The organism is Microbacterium umsixpiens, assembly GCF_053543675.1.
On the sequence record NZ_JBLVOH010000106.1, the window covers coordinates 1 to 5,275 of the forward strand.

Consider the following 5,275-nt stretch of genomic DNA (forward strand, 5'->3'; position numbering starts at 1 on the left):
AGTTCGTCGTGGGGTCGCACGGACGCCCGGAAGGAGACCTCGACACGGCCCTCCGTCGTGCGATCCGCGACCCAGTGACGGTAGACACCGGAGGAATCCGACGTGGGCTCGGCTTCCGTGAGCACCAGCGGCCCCGCGTCGTCGGAGACGGCGAGATCCTCCGTGCGGTAGGGCGTCGCCGGAATCGAGACGACGACCTCCGGGATGCTGAGCAGCGTCTCGCCCGCCGCCACCGCGGGCAGGTCGACGAGGTAGTGCACGTCGAACGCCGTCCACACATCGCCGTCCGCGACGGGCCGGAGGTCGAGCTCGAACCGCGGCATGCTCATCCCCGAGCTGCCGGTCGATGCGCGATGCACGACATCTCGACGCTGATCCCGAACGGCAGCCGGGAGACCTCCACCGCCGTCCGCACCGGGTGGGCGCGATCGCTCAGGTACGCCGCATACGCCTCGTTCATGGCCGGCCACTCATCCATGTCGGTGAGGAAGCACACGATCTGCGCCAGGTCTTCGAGGGCGAATCCCTCCGAGTGCAGCAGCGCCTCGACGTTCTCGAGCGTGCGGCGGGTCTGCGCGCCGATGTCGTCGAGCACGGCATCGCCCGTTGCCACGTCGATCGATCCCTGGCCCGACAGGTAGAGCACGTCGCCGACCCGCCTGGTCGTGGCGTAGGGGCCTTTGGGCTGCGGCACGAGGGTGGCGCGCGTGGTCATGAGTGTCCTCCATGGGGATGGTGTGCCGGCGCGAGCTCTGTCAGCGCAGACAGCAGCAGGTCGACGTCGTCGTGGGTCGTCGTCAGGTACGGCGAGACGCGCAGGGCGCCGTCCCGGACGGTCGTGGTGATTCCGCGGTCTTTCAGCCGGTCGGTCAGTGTCGGGGCGTCCGCCACCGTGAGGCTGACGATGCCCGATGCGGGCTCGGCGACGGCCGGAGGCAGGCCGAGGTCGGCTGCTCCGTCGGCGATGCGCCGGGCGAGCGAGAGCGTGTGCGCGCGGATGGCCTCGAGCCCGATCCCCTGCCGCACGCGGGCCGCGGCCTGCAGCGCGGCCATGCCGAACAGGTTGCTGTGGCCGACGGCCAGTCGCGGCGAGGGCGGCCCGTTCATGTAGCCGATGAGCCCCGGGACCGCGCGGTCGTCGAAGCGCTCGCCGGTCGCGACCACGGCGGCGCCGAATCCCGCCAGCAGCCACTTGTACGACGCGGCGACGTAGACGTCGGCGTCGCGAGCGGCACCGGGGAGCATCCCGGCCGCCTGCGCCCCGTCCACGATCAGGAGCGCGTCCGCAGACACGCACGCGTCGTGCAGCCGAGCAAGGTCGAGAACATCACCCGTCGTCGCGTGCACGTGCGTCACCGAGACCGCCCGCGTGCCCGGGCTGATCGCCGCGATGAGCGCCGTCGTGCGGTCGGCGTGCGCGGTGGTGGCGACCTCCTGGACGGAGAGCCCGGGGATCGTGTGCCACGGCATCCGCGGGCTCGGGAAGTCATCGGCGAGCACGATGACCTCGTCTCCACCGACGAAGGGGATCGCGCGGGCCACGGAGTTGATCGCCGTGCCGGTGTTCGCCAGCACCGAGACCGCGGTCGCCGCGACCCCGAGCTCATCCGCCAGCAGCACCGACACGTCATCCGTGAGCTCATGCCAGTCCGACGAACCGCGCGTCCCGCGACCGAGAGCGCGCGCGACTCCGGCGACGGCCGACTCCACCTCGACCGGGACCGTGCTCACCGCCGCGTGATCGAAGTACCCGCGCGGACGATGCGGGAAGTGGTCGGCGATGGCGCGTTCGTCGATCATGCGGCCGTCCCCCGGTCGATCCCCGGCGTCACCGAGAACCGGGGCACGGCGTCGAGCAGCATCCGCGTGTAGGGATCGTGCGGGTCGCGGAACAGGTCCTCCGCCGGCCGGTTCTCCACGACGACGCCCTGCCGCATGACGGCGATGTCGTCGCAGAGGTAGCGCAGCACATCGAGGTTGTGCGACACCACGGCGAGCGCGAGCCCGGACTCGCGGCGGATGTCACGGAGGAGGTTCAGCACCGACGCCTGCACGCTCACGTCGAGCGCGCTCGTGGCCTCGTCGCAGACGAGCACCTCGGGTCGCACGGCCAGCGCACGGGCGATCGCCACGCGCTGACGCTGCCCGCCGGAGAACTGGAACGGATACTTCTCGACGTCCGTCGCACTCAGACCGACGATGTTCAGCAGCCGGACCGTCTCCGTGCGGTGGTCTCCCGGGATGTCGTTGACCTGCAGCGCCTCGCGGATCGCATCGCCCACGGTCATGCGCGGGTTCAGCGACGACATCGGGTCCTGGAACACCATCTGCACGATGCGAGGACGAGATCCCACGCCGCGCGCGGGCAGCGTCTCCAATCGGGCGCCGTTCCATTCCACGCGCCCGTCGGTGGGCCGGCTCATGCCCACGAGGGCGCGGGCGAGCGTCGACTTGCCCGATCCGGATTCTCCGGCCAGGCCCAGCGAGCGCTCGGTCGAGACCGCGACGCTCACCCCGCGCACGGCGTGCACCCGGGTGGCGCCGCGCCCGTAGACGACATGGATGTCCGAGCCGATCAGCTGACCGCTCATCGTGCACCTCCTGCGACGCTCGCTGCGGAGTCCGTGTGCCGGGGCACCGGATGGGCGGCGCGGTATTCGTCCGTGTTCCACGAGTAGTCGTCGATCGTGGTCAGCTCGTGCGCGGTGCCACCCGAGAGATCGGGTACCGCGCCGAGCAGCGCCCTCGTGTACGGATGCTGCGGGTCACCGATCACCTCGGCCATGGGGCCCTCCTCGACGATGCGCCCGTCGTACATGACGATCACGCGTTCGCAGACCTGGCTGATCAGCGCCAGGTCGTGCGAGACCATCACCAGCGCCGTCCCGTCTTCCTCGTTGAGCTTCTTCAACAGGTCGATGACCTGCGCCTGCACCGACACGTCGAGCGCGGTCGTCGGCTCGTCGGCGAGGATCACCTGCGGATCGCCGAGCGTGGCCATCGCGATCATGACGCGCTGACGCTGGCCGCCCGACAGCTCGTGCGGATGCTGCCGAAGGCGCCGCGCGGGCTCGGGGATGCCGACGTTCTCGAGTGCTTCGATCATGCGCGCCTTCGCCGCAGCACCGCGCAACGAGGTGTGGGCGTCGAGCTTGTCGCGCATCTGCCTCCCCACCGTGAGCGACGGGTTGAGCGATGACATCGGGTCCTGGAAGATCATCGGCATCTTCGCGCCGATGATGCGGCGGAGGCGTGAACGGCTGAGCCCGCGCAGATCCGTGCCGAGGAAGGTGTGCGCGTCGACCTCGGCTTCGAGCAGGCCGGGGAGCATGTGGGCGAGCGCCGAGATGGTGAGGCTCTTCCCGGAGCCGGACTCTCCGACGATGCCGACGCGCTCACCGCGGCGGACGATCAGGTCGATCCCGCGCACGAGCTCGCGCCGATCGTCGCCGTGGCCGGTGAAGACGCGCAGGTTCTGCACACCGAGCACCACGTCTTGCGGCAGCTCGCCCTTCGGGGCCTGCGACGACGGTGCGTCGTCGATCTCGGCGGCGGGTGCTCCACCACGGCCGCGGTCGCGGGCGAGACGGCGCAGCATCCGGCCCGGGGTCATCACCGCGCCCCGCGGGTCGAGAAGCTCCGCGAGCTTCTCGCCGAGCAGGCTGAATCCGATCCCGGCGGAGACGATCGCCACGGCAGGGCCGATCGTGGTCCAGGGCGTGGAGTAGATGTCCTTCATCGCCTCGGCGATCATCCCGCCCCAGTCGTACTCGGGCGGCTGCACTCCGATGCCGAGGAACGAGAGGGCGGCCATCATCATGAGGCTCGCGCCCATGGTCACGACGGTGAGCGTGACGATCGGCTCGGCCACGTTGGGGACGATGTAGCGCCACATCAGTCGCCCCTTGGGCACGCCGAGAAGGCGCGCACTTCCGACGAAGTCGGCGCCCGCGACGGTGGCGGTGAGGTTGACCACCAGTCGCGCGGTCGACGGCACACCGGCGAGCGCGAGACCGAGCATCGCGGCGGTTCCCGAGCGGCCGAGCATCGTCGCCAGCAGCAGGGCGAGGATGATCGAGGGGAACGCGGTCGCCGCGGCGATCAGCTGGAACAGCACCTGGCGGGCACCGTTGCCGAGCACGGCCGCGAGCACCCCGATGAACACACCCAGAACGAGAGAGATGATGACGGCACCGAAGGTGAGCGCGAAGGTCAGTCGTGCCGCCACGAGCACACGGCTCAGGACGTCGCGCCCCAGGGCGTCGGTGCCGAACCAGTGCTCGAGAGAGGGCCCGGCGAGCGGATTGGCGGTGTCGAAGTCGTTCGCCTGCGGTTCGAGGAAGAACGGAGCGAAGAGGGCGGCGAGCACCCAGAACAGGACGAGGACGAACCCGACCAGGCCCGCCGGCGTCTGGAACACCCGCCGCAGCAGTCGTCGGGGCGTCTTGGTGCCGAGCGTGGTGGTGAGGGACTCGGTCATCAGCTGCTCCGGATCAGAGACTTGGGATCGACCTTCGCGAGGATCAGATCGACGATGAAGGTGGCAACGAGCGAGAACGTCGCGATGATGATCACCAGACCTTCCAGAAGCGGATAGTCGTACACGGCGATGGACTTGACGAAGAGGTTGCCGATGCCCGGCCATCCGAATACGGTCTCGGTGATGATCGCGCCGCCCATGAGCGAGGCCAGCATCATGCCCGAGTAGGTGAGCGTGGCGGTCATCACGTTGGGCAGCACATGCCGGAAGAGCACCACGCGGGGAGGAAGGTTGTTGGCGCGGGCGGTGCGCGTGTAGTCCTCGCGCAGCACCCGGGTCGTCTCGGCCTTCATCAGACGGCTGAGCACGGCGATGAGACCGAGCGACATCGTGAGCACCGGAAGGATGAACGCGGTCACGCCCTCTCCCCCGGCGGCCGGCAGCCAGCGCAGACCGACCGCGAAGATCATCACCAGGGAGATCGCGATGAGGAAGTCGGGGATCGAGGCGAAGAACCCGGAGATCGCGTTGAAGGCGGCGTTGGTGCGCTCGCCGCGCCCGTTCTCGGTGCGCACGGCCATCCAGATCCCGAGCGGGATCGAGACGAGCATCGCCAGCAGGAACGCGTAGAGGCCGAGCTGCACCGTGTACGGCAGTCGCGCGGCGATCTCGACGGCCACGCTGTTGCCTGTCGAGATCGATTCGCCGAAGTCGAAGGTGACGATCCGCTCGATGAACCGGCCGTACTGCTCCAGCAGCGGGTCATCCAGGCCGAGCTCCGCACGACGGGCGGCG

General features: G+C 69.6%; 6 protein-coding genes. All 6 read right to left on the minus strand.

Annotation, left to right across the window (positions count from 1 at the left end; genetic code table 11):
• Nucleotides 1-323: hypothetical protein (locus tag ACNPM4_RS10765; RefSeq protein ID WP_448985679.1), on the minus strand; the 323-nt coding region annotated here is incomplete at its 3' end.
• A gap of 2 nt (nucleotides 324-325) precedes the next feature.
• Nucleotides 326-715, minus strand: a complete 390-nt coding sequence (locus ACNPM4_RS10770) for a RidA family protein (RefSeq protein WP_091029766.1) — start codon at nucleotides 713-715, stop codon at nucleotides 326-328.
• Nucleotides 712-1,800, minus strand: coding sequence for an aminotransferase class V-fold PLP-dependent enzyme (locus ACNPM4_RS10775; protein ID WP_448985681.1), 1,089 nt, complete (start codon nucleotides 1,798-1,800; stop codon nucleotides 712-714). Before ACNPM4_RS10775 ends, ACNPM4_RS10770 begins: the two co-directional genes overlap by 4 nt.
• A complete protein-coding gene (locus tag ACNPM4_RS10780) occupies nucleotides 1,797-2,591 on the minus strand; it encodes an ABC transporter ATP-binding protein (protein ID WP_262001494.1) in 795 nt (264 codons plus the stop codon). The genes ACNPM4_RS10775 and ACNPM4_RS10780 overlap by 4 nt, the downstream gene beginning before the upstream one ends.
• Nucleotides 2,588-4,480, minus strand: a complete 1,893-nt coding sequence (locus ACNPM4_RS10785) for a dipeptide/oligopeptide/nickel ABC transporter permease/ATP-binding protein (RefSeq protein ID WP_262001495.1) — start codon at nucleotides 4,478-4,480, stop codon at nucleotides 2,588-2,590. Before ACNPM4_RS10785 ends, ACNPM4_RS10780 begins: the two co-directional genes overlap by 4 nt.
• Nucleotides 4,480-5,275 (minus strand): ABC transporter permease (locus tag ACNPM4_RS10790; RefSeq protein WP_448985684.1); only part of this gene is annotated, 796 nt, incomplete at its 5' end. The genes ACNPM4_RS10790 and ACNPM4_RS10785, both read right to left, overlap by 1 nt.